We start from the raw sequence: 22,730 nt of genomic DNA on the forward strand, positions 1-22,730 counted from the left end.
GCCATGCCGCCAATCATCAAAATTTCATGACTTAACCATTACACTGGGGCTGACTGTCATCTATCAGGTTGCCTGCCATGCCCAGCACTACCCATCCTCAATATGAAAACGGACTTGCCGCCGGCAAGGCCAGACGTGAACACTGCCCGCGCACCCGGCAGGCAGAATGTGTACTCAGCCCCAGCCGCGATGTGCTGGCCATGCTGCGCCAGAGTTCGGCGGACCGCGTACCCGGACTGATTGGCCTGCGCTACCAGCGCATGCAGGCCTCCCCGTTTGCCTTTTTCCGCGGCATGGCCATGATCCAGGCCGCGGACCTTGCCGCCGGCCCTGACAGTGGCATCCACCTGCAAGTGTGCGGCGATGCCCATCTGATGAATTACGGTTTTTTTGCCTCGCCGGAACGGCAGCTGATGTTCGACATCAACGATTTCGACGAAACCCATCACGGCCCCTGGGAATGGGACCTGAAACGCCTGGCCGTCAGCGTGGTGCTGGCCGCCCGCCAGCGCGGCTTTGGTACCGTCAGCGGCGCGCAGGCGGTGTACCAGCTGGTGGGCACCTACCGCCGCCGCATGCAGGACTACGCCCGTATCAGCCAACTGGAGTTGTGGTACAGCAAGGTGGGTTTTGAGCAATTGCTGGAACGCTCGCCCAACGACACGGTACGCCAGCAATTGCTAAAGCTGGCGGACAAGGCCAGAAACCAGACACAGGAAAAGCTGCTGCCCAAGATGACGGTGCTGGACAATGGCAATCTGCGCCTGCAGGACAATCCGCCGGTCATTTTCCACATGCAGCAGCAAGACCAGGTATGGGGCAATGACGAACACTGGCTGGGCGAAGGGCATGCCCACGATCTGCTGCGTCCCATGCTGTCGGCCTACCGCACCACCCTTAAAGAAGATCGCCAGACGCTGCTGGACCGTTTCCGGCTGGTGGACGCGGCCTTCAAGGTGGTGGGCGTGGGCAGCGTGGGGACGCGCTGCCTGGTGATGCTGCTGCAGGACAACTACGACCAGCCGCTGTTCTTGCAATTGAAAGAAGCGCGCCGTTCGGTACTGGAGCCTTACACCGCCGCCTGCGTGCATGGTCATCAGGGCAAGCGGGTGGTGTTTGGCCAACGGCTGATGCAGGCCGCCAGCAATGTGTTTCTGGGCTGGACGAGCGGGCCGGGTGAACGGCACTTCTATGTGCGCCAGCTGCGCGACATGAAGGCCGCACCGTCACTGGAGTCATTCGCCAGCGCGGACAGCCTGGCTGCCTTTGGCCAGGCCTGCGCCTGGGCACTGGCCAGGGCACATGCCAAATCCAGCGGCCGCGCGGCCGAACTGGCCGGCTATATCGGCCAGTCGGACAAATTCGACCAGGCCATTGCCAGCTATGCCACCGCTTATGCGGATCAGGTAGAACGTGATTTTGCGGTTTTCACTGCCGCCCTGGCAAAACAGGAGCTATAAACAAAAGAGTTGAAAAAACGACACAAGCGTTTGCCGGATTGGGGTTTTCAGCAGTTATTTTCCCCGGCGAACACGGTTTAGTATTAAAAATGCCACGGTATATTTTCAATGCCGAACGCAAATACGGACTTACAGCATCACCCTCACCGGTCATTGCCCTAATGACAAGCTGCGCTGCCCGATCTGGTAGCCCGGAAAAGCGCAGCAGGACAAGGGGCAATGATGGTGTTTGACAAAACCAATACAGCCAACCGGGAAGACAACCGTGCGAGTCAATACCCGCCTCATCATCATCGTTGCAGCCAGCCTTTTTGCCCTGATCGCGCTGGCGGCATCGTCCCTGTACATCACGCGCAGCACGCTGCAGAGTGAAAAACGCGAGCAGATCACCATGCTGTTGCGCATGGCGGAAAACACGCTGGACTACTATGCCAAGCAGGAAGCCAGCGGCAAGCTGAGCCGCCAGCAGGCGCAAGACCAGGCGCGCAAGACGCTCAAGGCACTGAAAGTGGATGACATTTACTTCTTTGCCCGCGACAAGGATAACCGTCTGGTACTGCACCCCAAGACCGAGCGTGAGGGCAAGGTGGACATGGGCAGCACCGTACCCGATGGCCGCACTACGGTAGCGGTGTATGACGAAGCGCTGCAAAAGGACCACTACGGCATCGTCACCATCCTCACCTCGCGCGGGGCCAACAAGGAGCAATTGCCCAAGCTCAATGGCGTGGTGCGCTTCGACCCATGGGGCTGGACGGTTGGCACTGGCTTCTTCATTGACGACATTGACGCCCTGTTCTGGAAGCAAGGCACGGTGCTGCTGGTGCTCAGCGCCGTGGCCGTGGTGACGCTGATTCTGCTGGGTGCCGCCATGTCGCGCAGCATCGTGCGCTCGCTGGGTGGTGAGCCGGCCTATGCCGCGCAGGTGGTGCGCCATATCGCCCAGGGCGACCTGACCGAGCGGATCGAGGTCAATGGCCCGCCGGAAAGCCTGTTGGCCGCCATGCAGGAAATGCAGCAAAAGCTGCGGGAAATGATCAGCCAGATCCGCCAGTCCACCGACGACATCGGCGTGGCCGGCCAGCAGTTGTCGGAACAAATGCAGAAAGTGGACGAGGTTTCCGGCATTGCCAGCAACTCCACTGCATCCGCAGCGGCCTCCATCGAACAGCTGTCGGTCAGCATTGATCACGTCAAGGACAATGCCGGCGGCTCGGAAGAGGGCGCACGCCGCTCCAGCCAGCTGGCGCGCGAAGGCGAAGTGGTGGCCAAGGAAGCGGCCAGCGGTATCCAGTCCATTGCCACCCAGGTGGGCGATGTCAGCGACATGGTGGGCAGCCTGGCCGAACGCACCCGCAATATCAGCGGCATTGCCGAAACCATTCGCGACATTGCCAACCAGACCAACCTCCTGGCCCTGAATGCCGCCATCGAAGCGGCACGCGCCGGGGAAATGGGCCGCGGTTTTGCCGTGGTGGCCGACGAAGTGCGCAAACTGGCCGAGCGTACCGCGACCGCCACCGATGAAATCACCCATATCGTCCAGGCAGTGGTCAACGAAACCGGCACGGTAGCTGGCCGCATGGAAGAAATCCGCCCGGCAGTGCAACTGGGGGTAGGCAAGGCCAACCAGGCGGCAGAAACGCTGGACACCATCAGCCGTCAGGCCCATGCCGCACTGGAAAGCCTGCACGCCGTGGTCAGCGCCATGACCGAACAAAGCCAGGCCGGTGCCAATATTGCCGTCAGCGTGGAACAGGTGGCCGGGGTGGTGGAAGAAACCCAGTCCTCGGTACAACTGGCGGTGGAAGCCATGCACAACATCGACAACCACGCCCGGCAACTGAACGCTTCGGTATCCCGCTTCCGGCTGTGACGCGGCAAACCCGCCCCATGGCAAGCGGATGCCAGACAGCCTGGCCGGGTGATTTGCAGATACAGGGCTGAACCTGGCATTGCCGGGATGATTCGGGAAGGCTGGTTGTCAGCACGGCCTTCCCGTTTCATTCCCACCACGCCGCCCTTGGCTGACATCAGCGCTGCACTGCTCCGCAGGCTTGATGAATTTGTGATCACACGATAGCACCACCCCATGTGTGCCGAGCAAACAGCCCAAGACCGCGACAGGCCCCGGCATCATCCAGTCTGCCTGGTAAAGCCTTTGCCTGATGACTCTTCCCGATAGACTCCCATCCATCCGCTCTTGTGCGGCCAGAATGCCGCGCATTCCACACCAAACACGTGCTGCCGTTTGTGATCATACTGTGGCCTGCCACATACAACAGCCTTGTATTTGGGCCACATCCGATCAACAAGGCGACGCCACGCTTGCCCTCCCCCCTGCCGGTGGCATAATGCCCACAGGGCCAAGCCCGCAAAATCAAAAAAATGCATGACAGACAGGCAGATAGATAAAACAATCGAGAACGCTCCAAGGGAGACCTGCATGTCCCAACTCTCCATCACGGCCGCTCAGGCCGAATGGTTGACGCAACAAAACGTCCGCGACGTTGAACTGGCCTTTGCCGATGTCAGCGGCTTCCCGCGTGGCAAAACCCTGCCCGCTCAGGCGCTGATCAAAGGCCAGGAATTGCGCATTGCCCGCGCCGTGGCCATCCAGACTTGCGTGGGCGAATTCCCCGATTACCGTTTTTACGGCGAGAACGATCCGGACGTGGTACTGCGCCCGGACTTTGCCACCCTGCGCCCGGTACCCTGGGCCAAAACCCCGCGTGCGCTGGTGGTGTGCGACAACATCGACCATGACGGAAGCCTGTCGCCGCTGGCCCCGCGCTCGGCACTGAAAAACATCCTGGCCCGCTATCAGGCACGCGGCTGGACCCCGGTGGTGGCTCCCGAGCTGGAGTTCTACATTTTCGCCGCCCATGCCGACGCCAATCAGCCCTATCAGGCACCGGCGCTGCGCACCGGCCGGCGTGAGAGCGGCTTCGATGCCTTCAGCTTTTCCACGCTGAACGATCTGGAAGGCTTCTTCGACGACCTGTATCGCGCCTGTGAACAGCTGGGCATCGACACCGATACCTATGTCCATGAAATGGGCCCCAGCCAGTTCGAGATCAACCTCAAGCACGGCAATGCGCTGGAACTGGCCGACCAGACCTTCCTGTTCAAGTACGCGCTGAAGGAAATCGGCTATCAGCACGGGCTGAACGTGGTGTGCATGGCCAAACCGCTGTCCGGTCAGCCCGGCAGTTCCATGCACTTGCACCAGAGCGTGGTGGATGGCCAGGGCAACAATGTGTTCAGCCTGGCAGATGGCGAAGCCAGCCCGGACTTCTTCCACTACATTGGCGGCCTGCAGCAATACCTGCCGCACCTGATGCCGCTGTTCTGCCCCAGCCCCAACTCCTTCCGCCGCTTCGTCAAGGGTCTGGCCGCGCCGGTCAATGTCAGCTGGGGCGTGGACAACCGTTCGGTGGGCATCCGTGTGCCGGTATCCGGCCCGGCCGCGCGCCGCGTGGAAAACCGCCTGCCCGGCTGCGATGCCAACCCCTATCTGTCGCTGGCCGCCAGCCTGGGCGCCGGCTTGTTGGGCGTGGAAGAAAAGCGCAGCCCGAGTGAGGCCGCCATCGGTAATGTCTTCAACAACGACGATGCCGCCACCCTGCCCAACACCCTGGATGCCGCCTGCGCCCTGATGGCCGCGCACGACACCGCCAAGCGGCTGTTCGGTCAGGAATTCACCGATGCCTATCTGGCAGTGAAGGACATCGAGCTGAGCTACTATCACAACCAGATCACCGCCTGGGAGCGCCAGTACCTGACCACGCTGGCCTGATCCTCCGTCAGCCTGCCAAGCTGCCAGCCGCCCTGTTGCGACTGGCAGCTTTTTTGTTGCCAACCGCGCTGGATTGACCCTGCCGAACGCCTGAGCCACCATGCTGCTGTCCTGTCCGGACCAGACTGCCAACCCCGCCCCCGAGGAATGACATGCGTTTTACCGCCCTGCTCTTGTTGCTGGTGCCGCTGTGCGCACTGGCCGATACCGCAGCACCGGAAGCGGCCAGCGGCTTTCAGACCCGCCCTGCCGTTTACAGCCGCCACAGCATGGTCAGCACGGCCAATCCCTACGCCAGTGCAGCCGCACGCGATATCTTGCGCCGTGGCGGCAGTGCCATTGACGCAGCCATCGCCGCACAACTGGTGCTGGGGCTGACCGAGCCACAATCCTCCGGCATTGGCGGTGGTGCTTTCATGCTGTATTTCGATGGCCGCAAGCTCACCAGCTTTGACGGCAGGGAAACCGCCCCCGCCACTGCCGAGGCAAACCTGTTCCTGCAAAAAAACGGCCAGCCGATGGATTTTTACCGCGCAGTAGTAGGTGGTCGTTCGGTTGGCGTGCCCGGTGTGGTGGCCATGCTGAAACTGGCGCACCAGCGCGGCGGCAAGCTCGCCTGGGCCAGCCTGTTCCAGCCTGCCATTACGCTGGCACGCAACGGTTTTGCCATGTCACCGCGCCTGCACACCTTGCTGGGTTCGGAACGCTTCTTGCAGCAAGACCCGCAGGCGAGGGCTTATTTTTATCAGGCTGATGGCAGTCCGTTGCCGGTTGGTTCCCTGCTGAAAAACCCGGACTACGCCGCCACGCTGGAGCTGCTGGCGAAGCAAGGCCCGGCAGCGTTTTATCAAGGAGAGATCGGCCGGGCCATCATCGATGCCGTCAACCATCACCCGGTCAACCCCGGCCGCATGCTGGCGGCCGATCTGGCCGCTTACCAGGCCATCGAACGCAAACCGCTGTGTGGCCCGTATCGCAGCTGGCAGGTATGTGGCATGGATGCACCCAGCTCTGGCGGGGTTGCCGTCTTGCAGATGCTGGGCGTGTTGCAGCGCTTCCCGCTGTCCGGCATGTCGCCCACCGGCAGCAACACCATCCACCTGTTTGCCGAGGCAAACAAGCTGGCTTTTGCCGACCGCAACCGCTATCTGGCCGACCCGGGCTTTGTCAGCGTGCCCAGCCAGGCCCTGATTGCGCCGGACTACCTGCAACAGCGCAGCCAGCTTATCAACCCGTCCCGCAGCATGGGACGCGCCACGGCGGGCGAGCCTTCCGGCATCCGGCTCAGCCGTTACGGCCGGGACAACGCGCCGGAATTCCCATGCACCTCGCATCTGAACATTGCGGATGGTGCCGGGCGGGTGGTCAGCATGACCACCTCCATCGAAGACCAGTTTGGCAGCCGGCTGATGGTGAAGGGCTTTTTGCTGAACAACCAGCTCACCGATTTTTCTTTCCGTCCGGATGAAGACGGCACGCCGGTGCAACCGGGTGGAAGCACGCAAGCGCCCGCGCAGCAGCATGTCGCCCACCGTGGTATTTGATGCCCGGGGACAATTCCTGCTGGCCACCGGTTCACCGGGTGGCAGCCAGATCATCGGCTATGTCGGCCAGACACTGCTGGGCCTGCTGGACTGGAAACTGGACCCGCAGCAAGCGGTCAGCCTGCCACACTATGGCAACCGCAATGGAGATACCGAACTGGAAAGCGGACGCGGTCTGGATGCACAGGCCAGTACCTTGCAAGCCATGGGGCATGTGGTCCGTCAGGTGGAGATGACCAGTGGCCTGTCGGCCATCATCAAAACCCCGCGTGGCTATGTCGGCGGGGCCGATCCGCGCCGGGAAGGCGTGGTGCTGGGTGATTAGACGACTGGCCGCGCTCAGCGACGGCTGGCCTGCAGGCGCTGGGCCAGTTCGGCAATGGCGCGGTCCCGGTCCAGTGGCGGCATGCTTTGCTGCTGGGTGGCGCTGATCCACTTTTCCACTTGCGACCGATCTCCACGTGCCGCCTTGAGCAACAGGCCAAAAGCCTGACCGGTGCTGTGTTCCAGCGGCTCCACCGGGCGTGACTGGGTATGGGCTGCATAAATGCGGCTGTCCACAGCCCGGCCCTGCTTGTTGCGTTTGCCGGTGTGACGCAGCCACAGCAGCAACAGGATGATGCTCAACAGGCTTAGCAGGACGAAAGTCAGCATGGCGTAGAAATTTCCCCTGAAAAAAGAATGAAATTCGCAACATCAGTCGGCGTCGACTTATGTGCTTATTTTAATATTTGTGATAGATCAACTGCCTGCCAATTAGTTCGAGAGACGCCAGTCTGCTCCCGAGTATGCTAAAACCAAACACAAGATGCTGTCGCCACCCATGCCGACATCATGGCATGCCTTGCGTACAGTACAGGCCAGCGCAGCTGGTTTACCGCCGGTATAGAAGAGGAGTATGCCATGTATCAACATATCGTGATTGCCGTAGATGGCAGCAAGACGGCAGAAAAAGCACTGGATGAAGCCATTCGCATTGCAAAAATAGCCAAATCGTCGATATCGCTGGTACATGTCGCCAGCTTGCGCGACATGGCGATTGAAGGCGTGGGCGCGCTGGATACCCACCAGTTGCACGAACTGGCTTTCAGGCAGGCGCGCGAGCTGCTGGAGAAAGCAGAAAAACGCATCATCAACGAAGGTATTGGCCGGGTGGAATGCCATATTGCGGAAAGCTGGGAGGGTGGCAAGGATATGGCCGAATCACTGATCCGCTTTGCCGACAGCCGCCATGCCGAACTCATCGTCATCGGCACGCATGGCCGTACCGGCCTCGCGCATCTGCTGCTGGGCAGCTTTGCCGAAAACGTGATGCGCAAGACACATTGTCCCTTGCTGGTGGTACGCGGCAGCGAGGACTGACACAGCGTTTTTCATCCCACCGCACCACAACGCCACAGGCAAGGTGGCGGGTGCCATCCGCAGCGGCCCACGCCCCTGCGGATTTTCTTTGCCGGTTCAGAACAGCGGACGCGCCAGCACAAAGAATTCCTTGTTGCCATCGGCACCGGTAATCGGACTGTCAAACCAGCGCTCCACCTTCCAGTCCAGCTCGTCCAGACAATCGGTGATCTTGTCCTGCACCCCGGCAAACAGGCTTTCATCGCGGACGATGCCGCCATGCCCCAAGGCTCCGCGCCCCACCTCGAACTGGGGTTTCACCAGGCCAAGCAGGCAGCCGTTCTCGCCCAGCAAGGGCAAGGCAGACGGCAGGATCAGGGTGAGCGAGATAAAGGACACATCGCACACCATCAGGTCGAAGGGCAAACCGTCATTGGCCTGCAACAGGCGCTGGCGGTCCAGCTCACGCGCATTCACCCCTTCAAAGCAACGCACGCGCGGGTCATCCCACAGGCGCGGATGCAACTGGTCGTGGCCCACATCCACACCAACCACATAAGCGGCACCGGCCTGCAGCACACAGTCGGTAAACCCGCCGGTGGACTGGCCCACATCCAGCACCCGCCAGCCATGGATATCCAGCCCGGCTTCCTGCAGGGCGGCATCCAGCTTCTGTCCGCCGCGAGAGACAAAGCGGTCGGACGGGTCCGGCCGTACTTCCAGCGGCGTCCCCGCCGGAAACTTGCTGCTGGCCTTGCTGATGACCTGCCCGTTCAGGCTGACCCGGCCGGATTCCAGCAGGTGTTGGGCAGCCGTGCGCGAAGTGGCAAGTCCTTGTTCCACCAACAGAAGATCTACCCGCTTCATCCCGTTTTCCTTGCTTGCATTTCAAAAGGCGACAGGGTGGCCAGTCCGCTGCGGCCTGTCAAGCCTCACGCCGGTGCAAGGCCGTACTGCAAGTCGGCTTGGTGCCTTGCCGTGCTTGGTGCGATGATGTGCGCATTGCCATAAGGAGCACCGCCATGGACACACATCAACTGGATGCCGCCGAAGTACGCGTACTGGGCGCCTTGGTCGAAAAACAGGCCCTGACGCCGGACAGCTACCCCCTGACGCTCAACAGTCTGTCATCCGCCTGCAATCAGCTCACCAGCCGTGAGCCGGTGATGCAGCTGTCGGATGCCGACCTGAGCCGGGCGCTGGACAGCTTGCAGACCAGAAAACTGATTGCCGAGCGCCTGCCCGCCGGCAGCCGGGTGGCCAAGTACGAACACCGGCTGAACTATGAATGGAATATCGACGGCGCCAGACTGGCCGCCCTGGCCCTCTTGATGCTGCGCGGCCCGCAGACCAGCGCCGAAATCCGCACCCGTGCCGGACGGGTATATGGCTTTACCAGCGTGGAAGAAGTGGAAACCGCGCTGGAAGCCCTGGCCGACAAATACCCGCCGCTGGTGCAAAAGCTGGCGCGGCAACCGGGCGAGCGCGAAGCGCGCTGGTGCCATTTGCTGAGTGGAGAACCGGTGCTGGCCGAAACGGTCAGCAACGCGGTGATTGATGTCGGCCTGACCGGCCGTGTAGCGGCACTGGAAGCCGAAGTGACGGCACTCAAGGCGCGCCTGCAACAGCTGGAACAAAGCCTGGGCGAATGACAGCCAGCCTCACCATGAGCAAGCCCCGCCACGGCATCAGCCGTTGCGGGGCTTTTTTCTGTCTGGCCGGAATGGCTTACCTGGGCTCGAAAATGGCGTAGGTCTTGCGGGCGGGCTCCAGCACTTCCCACTCGCCTTCGAAACCGGCGGGAATGACAAAGTGATCGCCGGCATACAGCTCGACACTGTCCCCTTGCAGGTCGGTCAGGCGGACATAGCCTTCCAGCAAGGTACAGAATTCGTGTTCGTGGTATTTCACACGCCAGCGTCCGCAACCGCCACTCCAGATACCGGCGTGAAACTGGCCGCTGGGGTCGGAATAGTGGTTTTCTACCGTCTGGGCGCATTCACCTTCCAGCTGCCGGTCTGCCGGGGCGTTGAATTGTTCAACCCGCACCGGGTTGCGCTGAAACACGATGATGTCACTGGCCTTGCCCATGTCTTTCGCTCCACTGAGAAATTATTTGATCAAATTTCTCACAAAGTGGACGCTGGCGCAATTGCCGCCATGCACCAGTCTGGTGAAACAACGGGTCACAACAGGGCAGCGAGCTCAGGCACCAGGTGGCCCTTCATTGAGGCGCAGTTCCCAGTAGCCGACATCCAGCCAGCGTTCCGCCTTCCAGCCAACCTGGTGGAATGTCGCCACCTGCTGAAAACCCAGGCTCTGGTGCAGGGCAATGCTGCCGGGGTTGGGCAGGGCAATGCCGGCAATGGCCAGGTGCAGCCCCAAACCGCGCAAATGCTGCAACAGGCTGCGGTACAGGCGCCCGCCCAGGCCCTGGCCGCGGGCCTCGGGAGCAAAGTACACCGAGGTTTCCACCGCATAACGGTAAGCGGGACGCACCCGCCAGCGGGTGGCATAGGCGTAGCCCAGCAACTCGCCATGCAGTTCCACCACCAGCCAGGGCAGGCCGTACTCTTCCACCTTGGCCAGCCGTGCCACCATGTCCTCCACCGTCACCGCTTCTTCCTCGAAACTGATGGTGCTATCCAGCACATAGGGGTTGTAGATGGCAGCCATGGCCGCGGCATCTGCAGGTGTGGCGGGGCGGATCAGGATGTCACGACTCATGGCAAGGCTTTCGGGCTGACGGGGGTCTGCATGGCTTGCAAGAATCACGCCAGTCATCGCTACACCTGCCATTCCGGGAAGTACTGCTGGCGCAGGCGGCTCACATAGTCCACCAGATTGGGATACTGGCTGACCACCTGCCGACTGGGGGTGTCACCCAGCGTGGCCAGCAGGGCCGAGGCGACAAAGGCAAATACCGTGGCATCCAGCCAGCTGGGGGTCGCGCCAAGCATGTAGGGCTTGTCCGCCAGCAGGGTAGCCAAGCTGGCGATATCCAGTTGCAGCAGGCGCTGGCGTTCCGCCGGGCTGAAACGCCCCAGGCCCTGGCCGTGCAGATTGCCACGCACCTTGCGCCGGATCATGCGGATGACCATGCCGCGCAGCAAGAATGGCACACGCTGGAAAAACACCCCCGGGCCGCGGGCAAACACCGCGTCATCCAGCCAGCGTTCATGCACCACACACCAGTACAGATGGTCGCTGCACAGGCACTCCACGCTCCAGGCCACGGCCTTGTCGGCATCGGACAGGCCGGCATCCAGGGTAATGCCGTATTGCTCGGCCAGATACAGGCGAATCAGGGTCGAGTCCGGCACCTGCGCACCGGCGTCGTCGATATAAGGCAGCTTGCCCTTGGGCGCGGTGCGCATGCTACCGCGCTGCTTGCGGTAAGGCAGGCCGGAGAGCTTGAGCAGCATCTCGACCTTGATGACAAAGGGGCTGGGGTCGGGCAGGCCGAATGCCGGTCCGAAGGTGTAAAGCGTGATCATGCAAGCTTCTCCACAGGGCGGGAATCGCCCAGACTAGCACCGCCGCCCGCCGATGACGATGGCTTTAATCCATCAGTTGCTGATACAGGTACACCAGCACCCGCGCCAGTTCCGCTGCGGTCTGCTCCTGACCGGCATTGCCGGTATGGCCACCGGCATCGGTTTCCATCAACAAGGCCGGATGCCCCAGCGCCTGCATCTGCGCCACCATCTTGCGCGCATGGCCGGGGTGTACCCGGTCGTCGCGCGTGCTGGTGGTGAACAAGGGCAGTGGGTAGCGCGCAGCGGCTTGCAGCTGGTGATAGGGCGAATAGGCCTGCAAGGCTGCTGCCTGTTGCGGGTCGGCCGGGTCGCCGTATTCGTCTATCCAGCTGGCACCGGCCAGCAGCTCGGTATAACGCAGCATGTCCAGCAGCGGCACCTCGCACACCACAGCCTTGAACAACTCTGGGCGACGTACCATGCAGGCGGCCACCAGCAGGCCACCATTACTGCCGCCTTCTATGCCCAGCTTGTCCGGGCTGGTCAGGCCGCTGCCAATCAAGGCCTCGGCCACGCTGCAGAAGTCATCAAACGACACCGGGCGCTTGATACCCTGCGCGGCCTGATGCCAGCCGGGGCCGAATTCCCCGCCACCACGAATGCAGGCCAGCACGAAGGCACCGCCCTTTTCCAGCCAGTGTGCGCCGAAGTTTTCCACGTAGTAGGGCATCATCGGCACTTCAAAACCGCCATAGCCGTACAACAGCGTCGGGGTTTGGCCATCAAGTACCGTATCGCGGGCGCGCACCACAAAATAGGGAATGTCCACGCCATCGGGCGCGGAGGCCCAGCACTGCTCGGCCATAAAGCGGCTGGCATCAAATGCAGCAGGCTGCTGGCGCAGGCAGTCCTGCTCGCCGGTGGCCACATTCAGCCGGTACAGGCCGGTGGGCGTGAGGAAGTCGCTGAAGCTGTAGCACAGCACATCGCTGTTCCAGGGCTGGTCGGCAAATTCGATGACGCCGCTGTCGGGCACCGGCAGGCTGCGGGCATGCCAGCTGCCATCCTGCCAGTCGAAAGCCAGCAGACGACTGCGCACATTGTCGATCAGGTTCACCACCACGCTGCTGCGGGTGGTTTCCACCGACTCCACCGCCAGTCTGGCAGCCGGAGCCACCAGTTGCTGAATACGGCCCTCATCACCCAGCAGACATGTCAGTGGCACCGCCAGCAGACTGCCGGCGGCATGGGTTTTGTCCTGCCAACACCAGTCTTCCGCCAGTTTGACAATGAACTGACCATGCAGATACGCCTCGATATCCGCCTTGGGCGGCAAAGGCAGCGGGTGGGTCTGCAAGGCGGCGCCGATCAGGTGGTAAGTCTTGCTGTAAAAGCCGTCCGCTGCTTCGATCAGGTCCAGCCAGCCATCCGGCCCGTCCAGATAACGCCAGGCGGCCACCATCATGGCCTCCTGGTCCGCCACAAACAGCTGCTGCCATTGGTGCTGGCCATCGGTCCCCCGCTCTACCAGCCACACTTCGCGCGGATAGCCGGAACGGCTCAGTGGTGCGCCCTTCCAGCCGGGGCACACCAGCACGCTGTCGGGGTCACGCCAGGCGATATGGTTTTTGCCGTGCGGAAAGCGAAAGCCCTGCTCCACCCAACTGGCGGTTTCCAGATCGTATTCCCAGGCCAGGCTGGCATCGCCGCCGCCCTCGCTCAAATGCACCAGCACGCGGGAGGGCTGCACCGTGCAGTGCGCCACCCCGTCCAGATACCAATCCTTGCCGGCAGCGGCAGCAATGGCATCCACGTCCAGCACGGTATGCCACTGCTGGCTGGCCGCCTGGTAGTCCGCCAGCGTGGTGCGGCGGTAAATGCCGCGCGGGTGATGTTCATCCTGATGAAAGTTGTACAGCCAGCCGGCGTGTTCGGAGAAGAAGGGAATCTGCCGGGTATCGCGCAGATGACTCAGGATTTCCTGGCGCAAGGGCGCATAGCGTTGATCAGCATCCAGTACCGCCTGGGTACGCTTGTTTTGTGCGGCAACCCAGCTGTCTACGGCGGGGTCGTCCAGGCTTTCCAGCCACTGGTGGGTATCGGGGAGGTGGGACATGGGAGAACCAGAAATGCAAACAGGCGCACAGCTTAGCATCGACAGCCTGGCTTGCCGCAGCCGCGTGAGGCTTGGCCATAAAGCGGCATCTGTCTTTGGTACGGTAGCAAATTAAAATTTGATGACTATAAGCGAATCTCTGCCGCTCTGATTTAATTGATTTTCATTTAAAATGACTGAATAAAATGACAATAAAATCAATAATTGATAATTTGCCATTTAAAATTAGATTTTTAATTAAAGAATATTGCTGATTTTTAAAATATTTGTTTAATAACAGCTATTGCGCAACAGCACTGATGAGTCCTATAAATTCGGTAGAAATTTCTGAATTGATCAGGAAAAAATCTCAGCAAGGAGCTCATCATGAAAAATTCATCGCTGCCACCACTTTGGCCTCCCTGCTGCTCGCGCAAGCAGCATTTGCCTCCACCGGCACCATCACTTTTCAGGGAGCGATTGTCAAAACCCCCTGCGCCATTCCGGCTGCCACCTGGGTGAGCTATGCACAAAAACCTGCCAGCTACCGGATGGCACGCCAGGCGGCACCAACACCCTACTGTGCCGATGCGACGGCAACCCAATCAGTGCAGATCAGCCGCATTGTCACCACTGAGGATCGTGCTGGCGATGTCCGCAACGAGCCGGTCAGAAGTATGGTGACCGTTGTGTATAACTGAGCACGCCTCATGAAACATGCGGATCAGACCGGCCTGCCCTCCCGATTGGTGCAGGCCGGGTTGGCAAGTCAATGCTGACGAATCCAGCGCGCCACCTTGTCCACCACTTCTGCTTCGATACCGTTATAGCCATGCGCTGCCCACGGCTGGCACGGGTCGCCCTTGTCCATGCCGCCATCCACCAGCAGCAGTTCCTTGCTGCGGGATGATTGCAAGCCATCCATCACTGGCTGGACGTTCTGATAGAGCGTCACCTTGCACTGGTCGTGCTGGTGCTGCACCACCAGCACCGGCTGGGTCAGTTGTGGCAGGGCCAGGTCTGCCACACTGCCCCGATCGCGGTTGATGGTAGAGGTCAGCACCACGCCATCCACTTTGTCCTGCAGGCGAATGGCGACGGCGGCAGCTGAGGTGGTACCGCGACTGGTGCCCACCAGCCATACCGGCACAGCGGCCCGCTGGCGCAGCTGGGCGATGACCACAGCAATGTCCTGTGCGTGTTCGGCACTGCTGCGAAAATCCCCCCGGTTGAGATTGTCCGGGTGGTCGGACGGGGCATCCACCACCGCCACCTGAAAGCCCTGCGCGGCCCACTGCTGACGGGTACGCACCAGGAAATTGCCGGCTCCCGCATGCAGCTGGCCGTCATCCCCCAGCCTGAGCACCCCATCGCCGCCGGTAAACAGAATCAGGCTGGCCTGCGGTTTGCCTTCCGGCTCCAGCAGCAACATGCGCAGCGTGACTGATGGACGGGTTTGCAGTGTCAGCATCTGTTCCTGTGCCTGCACCGCTCCACAACAGAAGAACAGCAAGGCTGTCAGCAAGTGTTTCATGGTTCCTCCGGCAAGTATCCCGACATGGCGCAGCAGATTCTGGTCAGCGGCACTCAGTCGCTCAATACGCGCTGGAACACATCCAGCACCCGGTCGATGTCGCTGCGGCTGGTCTGCCAGTGCGTCACCAGCCGCATGCGGCCACCTTCGGGCGGATTGACCTTGATGCCGACCGCAGTCAGCGCGGTCATCAGCTCGCTGACATCAATATCGGCCAGAAAACGGAACCACACCATATTGATGTGGACATCGTCCAGCTCAACTTCGATGCAGGGCATGCCATGCAGGCGCTCGGCCAGATAACGGGCATTGGCATGGTCTTCTCCCAGCCGCTGAGTCATCTCGGTCAGCGCCAGAATGCCCGGCGCGGCCAGCACGCCAGCCTGACGCCAGCCGCCGCCCAGCAGCTTGCGCTTGTAACGGGCACGGGCGATGAAATCGGCCGAACCGGCCAGGATGGAGCCCACCGGCGCGGCCAGTCCCTTGGACAGACAGCACATCACGCTGTCGGCATGGCGGGTGATGTCCTGCACCTCACAGCCCAGATGGACCGCAGCATTGAACACGCGGGCGCCATCCAGATGCACCGGCACGCCGTGGCGGCGGGCAATGTCGGCAGTGCGCTGCATGATGTCCAGCGGAATCACCCGGCCATTGCTGTGGGCGTTTTCCAGGCAGATCAGCCCGGTTTGCGGCCAGTGGACATCGTGGCCCACCCGGATGCGCGCTGCGATTTCGTCCGGGTCCATCACTCCCTTGTCACCGGCAATGGTGCGCAACTGCACCCCGGCAATCACCGCCGCGCCGCCGGTTTCGTGCCACACGATATGGCAGTCGTCACCCAGAATCACCTCGTTGCCGCGCTGACAGTGGGTGAAGATGGCCAGCTGGTTGCCAAAGTTGCCGGTAGGCACAAACAAGGCGGCTTCCTTGCCCAGCAAGCGGGCGGCCAGGTTTTCCAGTTCAGCCACGGTCGGGTCGTCACCATAGACATCGTCGCCCACCACGGCATGGGCCATGGCATGACGCATGGCTTGGGTAGGTTGGGTGACGGTATCGCTGCGCATATCAATCCACTGCATGCTGTGCTCCTGCAAATGAAAGCGGCGGCCACATGGGCCGCCGTGTAGGGAAATGCCAGATCAGGCCTTGCCTGATTGTGCCAGCAAACTGCTTGCCGGGGGTGATACACAAATTGTCGGCGTCACTCCATCAGGCTATTCGATAGGCCTGCTTCAATGCGCTCACACGGCGCTGGGCCGCCTGCATGGCGGTGTGCGTCATGGAGATGTCGCTGCCGCACTGGCAGCGCAGGCTGTGGTCGGGGGAGAGGGATTTCAGATGATGGCGGTTTTCATGACCGCAGGCCACGCAGGCAATCACCACGGTGGCGTTGTAGTGCTTGTCCAGATCGATATCGAAACTCGGGTGCTTCATGGGGAACTCCCTTGAGATCACTCAGGCCGGCCCGGATCAGAGGAATGCCGACATGCATTCGTGACGGACCTATGCAGAAGAATAGGAAAGCATGCGGAAAGTTCCAGTAAATCAGCTGCTTGCTTTTTTCCGGGCAAACACTGGTCAGCCCCGGCGCTCTTGGTTATGCTTGGCCGTTTTTTGGTTCCGGATATACAGCAGATGTCGCACGACGCAGATCTTGACCGCCGCTTTGGCGGTATTGGCCGCCTGTATGGCCCCGATGCACTCAGCCGCTTTCAGGCAGCCCATGTCTGTGTGGTGGGAGTAGGTGGCGTGGGTTCCTGGGCGGTGGAGGCGCTGGCCCGCAGCGCAATCGGTCGCCTGACGCTGATTGATCTGGACAATATTGCCGAATCCAACACCAACCGCCAGCTGCCGGCGCTGGACCCGCACTACGGCATGGCCAAGGTGACGGCGCTGGCCGAACGCGTGCACGCCATCAACCCGGCCTGCGTGGTGCAGGAAATCGAGGACTTCGTGACCGAAGACAATCTGGATGCCATGCTGGGCCAGAGCTTCGACTTCATCATCGACTGCATCGACAATCTGCGGGTCAAGACTGCCATGGCCGCCTGGTGCGTGCGCCGTCGCCAGCCGTTCATCGTGTCCGGCGGTGCCGGTGGCCAGATGGACCCGACCCTGATCAAGCTGGCCGACCTGGGCGAGGTGACGTACGACCCGCTGCTGTCCAAGCTGCGCTACAATCTGCGCCGTTATCACGGTTTCCCGCGCGATGCCGGCAAGAAGCTGCATGTTCCCTGCGTATTCTCTACCGAACAGCTGGTTTATCCCGACACGCAAAGCTGCGATGCCGACAGCAGCCGTGGCCCGCAGGGCCTGTCCTGCGCAGGCTTTGGTGCCGGCATGGTGGTGACCGCCAGCTTCGGGCTGGTGGCGGTTTCCCATGCGCTGAAACAACTGGCCAAGCCGCCAAAGAAGCGCTGAACCGCGCTGACTCAAATATGCACAAAGGCCTCCATGCGGAGGCTTCAGATTATTGACAAACCCCTCTCGCTTTCTGGAAGGAAAGCGGGGCTCCCTTGCAGGGCAAGGGCGGGGGGATTGGGAATAGATGGGAAGGCTGCGGAATCAATTACTCAGTCGGAAGGCCCGGCTTCGCCGGGTCCAGTGCAATCGAACCAAATAACTTTGTCAGCAGCCTGAGGCCTCCATGCGGAGGCCTTTTTGTGTCAGTTGCCTGATCAGTTGGCGATCAGCTTTTCCACCTTGGCAGCACGTTCGCCCGGAGCCGGGTGGCTGGCCAGCATGCTGCTGTCGTTGCCGTACAGCTCGGCCAGCTTGCGCAGGGCCGACGGTGCACCTTGCACATTGTAGTTGTGGCGCTTGAGGAAGCCCACGCCGTAGGCATCGGCATCGCTTTCCTGCGATTGCGAGAACTGGGCGTTGACGATGGCTTCGGCAAAGTTGCCCAGATCGGACTCGCTCAGGGCCACGGCAGTGCTGTTGCCGCTGCTACCGGCTGCCTTGCGGGCTGCGGAGGCAGAGTAAGCCAGTTGCATGGCTTTCTTGGTATGGCCCAGTTTCACGTGGCCGATTTCATGGCCGATGACGAAACGCACCTGGTCGTCATCCATCTTGTCCAGCAGGCCGCTGTACACGCGCACCGTGCCATCGGCCATGGCGAAGGCGTTGACGTCCTTGGTCTGGTAAACCTTGAAGTTGAGCTTGGTGCCGTCTTCGCTGTCCAGACCCTTGACGATCTTGGCCAGGCGCTTGCCATATGCGCTGGAAGGCGGAGCAACCTTGTTCTTCTTGTCCATGGCGGCGCTGGATTCGGCCGCCAGGTTCTTCACGTCCGCGTCGCTGAGCGTGGCGGCCTTGAGCAGGTCGCTGCCCGAGCTGAGCATGCCGTTGAGGTCGAAAGCCTGGGCGGTGCCAGACAGGGACAGTGCAAAAACGAGAGCAAGGGGCAATTTTTTCATATCAAAATTCCTTTTTAAAAACCGCCATAATGCTAACGTAATTTAGCAAAAATTAACATACAGCCTGATTCCGCCAGCTTGCGGGCAAGAAAAAGCCCCGCTTTGCATCAGCGGGGCTGGAGACCGGGCATTGGCTGCATCAAGCCAGCAGGCAGGAACTCTGGCTCTGCTCACTGATACGGCGCAGCTGGATGGTTTCCTTGCTGCAACGATCCTCGGCCTGCGGGCAGCGGGTGCGGAACACACAGCCGGACGGCGGATTGATCGGGCTGGGCAGATCGCCTTGCAGGATCTGGATCACCTTGTTTTTCTCCAGCTTCGGGTCCGGAATGGGAATGGCCGACAACAAGGCGCGGGTGTACGGATGGGCAGGCGCGTCGTACAAGGCATGCTTTTGCGCCAGCTCCATCTCGCGGCCCAGATACATCACCAGGATGCGGTCGGAAATATGCTTCACCACCGCCAGGTCGTGCGCGATGAAGATCAGCGCCAGGCCCATCTCGCGCTGCAGTTCCTTCAGCAGGTTGATGATCTGCGCCTGGATCGACACGTCAAGCGCCGATACCGGTTCGTCGCAGATGATCAGCTTGGGCTCCAGAATCAGCGCACGGGCAATGCCGATACGCTGGCACTGGCCGCCGGAAAATTCGTGCGGATAGCGGTTGATCATCTGCTCGCGCAGGCCCACCTTGCGCATCATGCTGCGCACGCGCTGCATGATGTCCTCGGCGGACAGCTCCGGCTTGTGCACGCGCAGCGGTTCGCCAATGATCTGGGCGACGGTCATGCGCGGGTTGAGCGAGGCCAGCGGATCCTGGAAGATCATCTGGATATCCTTGCGCACTGCATGCCAGTCCTTGTCGCTGCCACGGGTGAGGTCCTTGCCCATCCACACGATTTCACCAGCGGTGGCCGGAATCAGGTTGAGGATGGCGCGCGACAGGGTGGACTTGCCACAGCCGGACTCGCCCACCACACCCAGGGTTTCACCGGCGTAGAGGTCGAAGCTGACGCCGTCCACCGCCTTGAGCGTGCGCCTGGCGCTCCACGGCCAGCGGCCGTCGCCCTTCACCTGAAAATGCACTTTGACATCACGTACCGACAGAATCGGCTGCTTGGCTTGTTCAGACATGTGCCACCTCCTGTGCGGCCAGCTGCAATTCGGCTACCGGCTTGTGACAGGCGCGCAGCACCTGCGGATTGCTGGTGCTGGCAGCCAGTGCCGGCAGTTCGTCGGCGCAGCGGCTGCTGGCGTGGGTGCAACGCTCGGAGAACGGGCAGCCCTTGGGCATGTGCGCCATATTGGGCGGATTACCCGGAATGCTCACCAGCTCGCTGCCGTCGTGGTCCAGCCGGGGCAAGGCGCCCAGCAGGCCGATGGTGTAGGGATGGCTGGGCTGATAGAAGATGTTGTCCGCCGTGCCGTATTCCATGACGCGGCCGCCATACATCACCATGACTTTTTCGCACAGGCCGGCCACCACGCCCAGATCGTGGGTGATCATCACGATGGAGGTGCCGAAATCACGCTGCAGGTCTTTGAGCAGGGTGAGGATCTGCGCCTGTACCGTCACGTCCAGCGCGGTGGTGGGTTCGTCGGCAATCAGCACTTCCGGCTCGCACAGCAGGGCCATGGCAATCATCACCCGCTGGCGCATGCCGCCGGAGAATTCGTGCGGATACATATTGATGCGACGGGCGGCTTCCGGAATGCGCACTGCGTCCAGCAGCTCGATGGCGCGCTTTTTCGCATCGCGGCGGCTGATGCCCTTGTGCAACTCCAGCACCTCGGTCATCTGGCGCTCTACCGTCAGATAGGGGTTGAGCGAGGTCATCGGGTCCTGGAAGATCATCGCCAGCCGGTCGCCGCGGATGCGGTTGAGCTCGGTCGGGCTCATGGCCAGCAGGTTCTGGCCCTGGTACAGCGCCTCACCGGTGGTTCTGCCGTTACGCGCCAGCAGGCCCATCATGGCTAGTACGGTCTGGCTCTTGCCGGAACCGGATTCGCCGACGATGCCCAGGGTCTGGCCCTTTTCCAGCTCGAAGCTGACGCCGTTGACGGCGCTGACCACGCCGTCGTTGGTCTGGAACTGTACGCCCAGATTACTTACTTTCAATAGACTCATCTGTTGCTACCTCAACGATCTTTCGGATCGAGCGCATCGCGCAGGCCGTCGCCGATATAGTTGGCGCAATACAGGGTGACCGACAGCATGCCGGCCGGGAACAGCAGAATCCACGGGCTGGCATCCATCACCCCGGCCCCGTCCTGGATCAACACGCCCCAGCTGGTCATCGGCTCCTGCACACCCAGGCCCAGGAAGGACAATACCGATTCGGTGAGGATCACGCCCGGCACGGTGACGGTAGTGTAGATCACCACGATGCCCAAGAGATTGGGCACGATGTGGCGGAAGATGATCTTGGGCGTGGACACGCCGATGGCGTGGGCCGCCTCGACATATTCCTTGGACTTGATCGCCAGCGTCTGGCCGCGCACCACCCGTGCCATGTCCATCCAGGAGAACACGGTAATGGTGAGCACCACCAGGTAGAAGTCGCGGCCCAACAGGGTCACCATCAGGATGGCAATCAGCAGGTAGGGCACGGCATACATCATGTCGACGATACGCATCATCAGCGCATCCACCTTGCCGCCCATGAAACCGGCGGTCGCACCCCAGACAATGCCCAGCGCCACCGAGGCGATGGTGGCCAGTGCGCCCACCATCAGCGAAATGCGTCCGCCAATCAGGCAGCGCACCAGCAGGTCACGCCCCAGCGCATCAGTACCGAACCAGTGAGTATTCACCAGCGTCGGGGAGATGCCCATCGCATCCCAGTCGGTGTCTTCATAAGTGTGTGGCAGCACCATCGGCCCGAACACACAGGCCAGGGTGATGAAGGCCAGTACGATCAGGCTGAGCACAGCCGCCTTGTTACGGAAAAAGCGCAACCGCGCATCACGCCACAGGCTGCGGCCTTCTACGGCGGCATCGGTGAGGCCATTGTCCAGCGCCGCTGTCATGGCTTTCTGTTTGCTTTGCATCATGATTTTGCTCCCGCTCAGTAGCGAATCTTCGGGTCCAGCAGCGCATAGGCCAGATCCACGAGCAGGTTGAGAACAACGGTAATCACCGTCACCAGCACCACCAGGCCAAGTACCAGCGTGTAGTCGCGGTTGGCGGCACCATTGACGATGAGCTTGCCAAGGCCGGGCAGGCCGAACACGGTTTCGGTCACCACCGCAGCGGTGATGGAGGAAATGGCCAGCGGGCCGATTACCGACACCACCGGCATCAAGGCCGGCTTGAGCGCATGGCGCAGCACGATGGTGCGCATGGGCAAGCCCTTGGCGCGGGCGGTACGGATGAAGTTGCTGCCCAGCACCTCGATCATGCTGCCGCGCATCACGCGGCCGATGGTGGAAATGTTGATGAACACCAGCAGGGCCATCGGCAGCACCATGTAGCGCAACGAGAAATCATCCCAGCCGCCAGCGGGCAGCCATTCCAGGCCGATGGCAAACACCATCACCAGCACCGGGCCCAGCACGAAGGACGGAAAGGCACCGCCGATATTGCCCAGCAGCATTACCAGATAGTCGATGATGCTGTTCTGGCGCAGTGCGGCCACAATGCCCAGCGCCACGCCGATGAACAGGGAAATCACGATGGCACCGCCACCGATGGCGGCAGACACCGGCAGGGCCTTGCCCACCAGATCGTTCACGCTCCAGTCGGCATAACGGAAGGAAGCACCCAGATCACCCTGCAACAGGCTCTTGATGTAATACAGGTATTGCTGCCACAAGGGCAGGTCGAGATGGTACTTGGCCTGCAGATTGGCCAGCACGGCGGCAGACACCTTGCGCTCCCCGTCAAACGGGCCGCCCGGGGTCAGGTGCAGCAGCAGATAGCAAACGGTAATGACGGCCAGCAGTGTGGGAATGGTCGCCAGCACGCGTCGGAAAGTATAGGACCACATGGGGATACTCCAGCCAGGCTCGTCCGCCAGCGCAGCACACGTCTTGTGAACATGGCTGTACGGCAAGGC

Annotated in this window: 23 protein-coding genes; 9 read left to right on the forward strand and 14 right to left on the reverse strand. The window is 61.3% G+C overall.

Annotated elements, in window-relative coordinates; all coding sequences use genetic code 11:
* Positions 1–77 precede the first annotated feature (77 nt).
* The 5 genes from AWT75_RS07855 to AWT75_RS23445 all read left to right on the forward strand — a co-directional run bounded on the left by AWT75_RS07855 (position 78) and on the right by AWT75_RS23445 (position 7,128).
* Positions 78–1,460: a DUF2252 domain-containing protein gene (locus tag AWT75_RS07855; protein ID WP_062788696.1), complete on the forward strand. Its 1,383-nt coding sequence runs from the start codon at positions 78–80 to the stop codon at positions 1,458–1,460.
* Positions 1,461–1,725: 265 nt separating this feature from the next.
* Positions 1,726–3,336 (forward strand): methyl-accepting chemotaxis protein, encoded by a 1,611-nt coding sequence (locus tag AWT75_RS07860; protein ID WP_062788698.1) that lies wholly within the window; start codon positions 1,726–1,728, stop codon positions 3,334–3,336.
* 570 nt (positions 3,337–3,906) lie between these two features.
* On the forward strand, positions 3,907–5,259 hold the full coding sequence (locus AWT75_RS07865; protein WP_062788700.1) for a glutamine synthetase family protein: 1,353 nt from the start codon (positions 3,907–3,909) through the stop codon (positions 5,257–5,259).
* Positions 5,260–5,411: 152 nt separating this feature from the next.
* On the forward strand, positions 5,412–6,803 hold the full coding sequence (locus tag AWT75_RS07870; RefSeq protein WP_204376902.1) for a gamma-glutamyltransferase family protein: 1,392 nt from the start codon (positions 5,412–5,414) through the stop codon (positions 6,801–6,803).
* Positions 6,781–7,128, forward strand: coding sequence for a gamma-glutamyltransferase (locus AWT75_RS23445; protein WP_275575702.1), 348 nt, complete (start codon positions 6,781–6,783; stop codon positions 7,126–7,128). Before AWT75_RS07870 ends, AWT75_RS23445 begins: the two co-directional genes overlap by 23 nt.
* 14 nt (positions 7,129–7,142) lie before the next feature.
* On the opposite strand, the gene AWT75_RS07875 is transcribed toward AWT75_RS23445, so the two are convergent.
* Positions 7,143–7,457 (reverse strand): hypothetical protein, encoded by a 315-nt coding sequence (locus AWT75_RS07875; protein WP_062788703.1) that lies wholly within the window; start codon positions 7,455–7,457, stop codon positions 7,143–7,145.
* 249 nt (positions 7,458–7,706) lie between these two features.
* Between AWT75_RS07875 and AWT75_RS07880 the strand changes: the two genes are divergently transcribed.
* Positions 7,707–8,165, forward strand: coding sequence for a universal stress protein (locus AWT75_RS07880; RefSeq protein ID WP_045846462.1), 459 nt, complete (start codon positions 7,707–7,709; stop codon positions 8,163–8,165).
* A gap of 96 nt (positions 8,166–8,261) precedes the next feature.
* Here AWT75_RS07880 and AWT75_RS07885 read toward each other — a convergent pair whose 3' ends face one another.
* Entirely contained in the window at positions 8,262–9,011 is a 750-nt protein-coding gene (locus tag AWT75_RS07885) for a TlyA family RNA methyltransferase (protein ID WP_062788705.1), read from the reverse strand.
* A 155-nt stretch (positions 9,012–9,166) separates the two neighbouring features.
* Here AWT75_RS07885 and AWT75_RS07890 point away from each other — a divergent pair, with 155 nt between their 5' ends.
* Positions 9,167–9,796 carry a YceH family protein gene (locus AWT75_RS07890; protein ID WP_062788708.1) on the forward strand — a complete coding sequence of 210 codons (630 nt, stop codon included), beginning with the start codon at positions 9,167–9,169 and terminating at the stop codon, positions 9,794–9,796.
* Positions 9,797–9,872: 76 nt separating this feature from the next.
* Here the strand turns inward: AWT75_RS07890 and AWT75_RS07895 are convergent, their stop codons facing one another.
* The 4 genes from AWT75_RS07895 to AWT75_RS07910 form a co-directional block, all read right to left on the reverse strand.
* Positions 9,873–10,235: a cupin domain-containing protein gene (locus AWT75_RS07895; RefSeq protein WP_045846465.1), complete on the reverse strand. Its 363-nt coding sequence runs from the start codon at positions 10,233–10,235 to the stop codon at positions 9,873–9,875.
* Positions 10,236–10,349: 114 nt separating this feature from the next.
* Positions 10,350–10,871: an arsinothricin resistance N-acetyltransferase ArsN1 family B gene (locus AWT75_RS07900; RefSeq protein ID WP_193394068.1), complete on the reverse strand. Its 522-nt coding sequence runs from the start codon at positions 10,869–10,871 to the stop codon at positions 10,350–10,352.
* A 59-nt stretch (positions 10,872–10,930) separates the two neighbouring features.
* A complete protein-coding gene (locus tag AWT75_RS07905) occupies positions 10,931–11,641 on the reverse strand; it encodes a glutathione S-transferase C-terminal domain-containing protein (RefSeq protein ID WP_062788711.1) in 711 nt (236 codons plus the stop codon).
* 64 nt (positions 11,642–11,705) lie between these two features.
* A complete protein-coding gene (locus AWT75_RS07910; RefSeq protein WP_062788713.1) occupies positions 11,706–13,739 on the reverse strand; it encodes a prolyl oligopeptidase family serine peptidase in 2,034 nt (677 codons plus the stop codon).
* A 299-nt stretch (positions 13,740–14,038) separates the two neighbouring features.
* Here AWT75_RS07910 and AWT75_RS07915 point away from each other — a divergent pair, with 299 nt between their 5' ends.
* Positions 14,039–14,419, forward strand: a complete 381-nt coding sequence (locus AWT75_RS07915) for a hypothetical protein (RefSeq protein WP_153013271.1) — start codon at positions 14,039–14,041, stop codon at positions 14,417–14,419.
* Between the two features lie 68 nt (positions 14,420–14,487).
* Here the strand turns inward: AWT75_RS07915 and AWT75_RS07920 are convergent, their stop codons facing one another.
* The 3 genes from AWT75_RS07920 to AWT75_RS07930 all read right to left on the reverse strand — a co-directional run bounded on the left by AWT75_RS07920 (position 14,488) and on the right by AWT75_RS07930 (position 16,689).
* Positions 14,488–15,252: an alpha/beta hydrolase gene (locus tag AWT75_RS07920; protein ID WP_062788718.1), complete on the reverse strand. Its 765-nt coding sequence runs from the start codon at positions 15,250–15,252 to the stop codon at positions 14,488–14,490.
* A gap of 53 nt (positions 15,253–15,305) precedes the next feature.
* Positions 15,306–16,334: a low-specificity L-threonine aldolase gene (gene ltaE, locus AWT75_RS07925; RefSeq protein WP_062788720.1), complete on the reverse strand. Its 1,029-nt coding sequence runs from the start codon at positions 16,332–16,334 to the stop codon at positions 15,306–15,308.
* A gap of 130 nt (positions 16,335–16,464) precedes the next feature.
* On the reverse strand, positions 16,465–16,689 hold the full coding sequence (locus tag AWT75_RS07930) for a hypothetical protein (RefSeq protein WP_045846471.1): 225 nt from the start codon (positions 16,687–16,689) through the stop codon (positions 16,465–16,467).
* A gap of 201 nt (positions 16,690–16,890) precedes the next feature.
* Here AWT75_RS07930 and AWT75_RS07935 point away from each other — a divergent pair, with 201 nt between their 5' ends.
* Complete coding sequence (locus AWT75_RS07935) at positions 16,891–17,676, forward strand: tRNA threonylcarbamoyladenosine dehydratase (protein ID WP_062788795.1); 786 nt, start codon at positions 16,891–16,893, stop codon at positions 17,674–17,676.
* A gap of 257 nt (positions 17,677–17,933) precedes the next feature.
* Here AWT75_RS07935 and AWT75_RS07940 read toward each other — a convergent pair whose 3' ends face one another.
* The 5 genes from AWT75_RS07940 to oppB all read right to left on the reverse strand — a co-directional run bounded on the left by AWT75_RS07940 (position 17,934) and on the right by oppB (position 22,661).
* Positions 17,934–18,674: a M48 family metallopeptidase gene (locus AWT75_RS07940; RefSeq protein WP_045846472.1), complete on the reverse strand. Its 741-nt coding sequence runs from the start codon at positions 18,672–18,674 to the stop codon at positions 17,934–17,936.
* A gap of 139 nt (positions 18,675–18,813) precedes the next feature.
* Positions 18,814–19,806, reverse strand: coding sequence for a murein tripeptide/oligopeptide ABC transporter ATP binding protein OppF (gene oppF / locus AWT75_RS07945; protein WP_062788723.1), 993 nt, complete (start codon positions 19,804–19,806; stop codon positions 18,814–18,816).
* The gene (locus tag AWT75_RS07950; protein ID WP_062788725.1) at positions 19,799–20,800 is read right to left on the reverse strand and encodes an oligopeptide/dipeptide ABC transporter ATP-binding protein; all 1,002 of its coding nucleotides are present in this window, start codon (positions 20,798–20,800) and stop codon (positions 19,799–19,801) included. The genes oppF and AWT75_RS07950 overlap by 8 nt, the downstream gene beginning before the upstream one ends.
* A gap of 11 nt (positions 20,801–20,811) precedes the next feature.
* Positions 20,812–21,726, reverse strand: coding sequence for an ABC transporter permease subunit (locus AWT75_RS07955; RefSeq protein WP_082696008.1), 915 nt, complete (start codon positions 21,724–21,726; stop codon positions 20,812–20,814).
* A 14-nt stretch (positions 21,727–21,740) separates the two neighbouring features.
* Positions 21,741–22,661 carry an oligopeptide ABC transporter permease OppB gene (oppB, locus tag AWT75_RS07960; protein WP_045846475.1) on the reverse strand — a complete coding sequence of 307 codons (921 nt, stop codon included), beginning with the start codon at positions 22,659–22,661 and terminating at the stop codon, positions 21,741–21,743.
* Positions 22,662–22,730: the final 69 nt, after the last annotated feature.

The sequence above is a fragment of the Aquitalea pelogenes genome, from assembly GCF_001515305.1.
Taxonomy (GTDB): Bacteria; Pseudomonadota; Gammaproteobacteria; order Burkholderiales; family Chromobacteriaceae; genus Aquitalea; species Aquitalea pelogenes.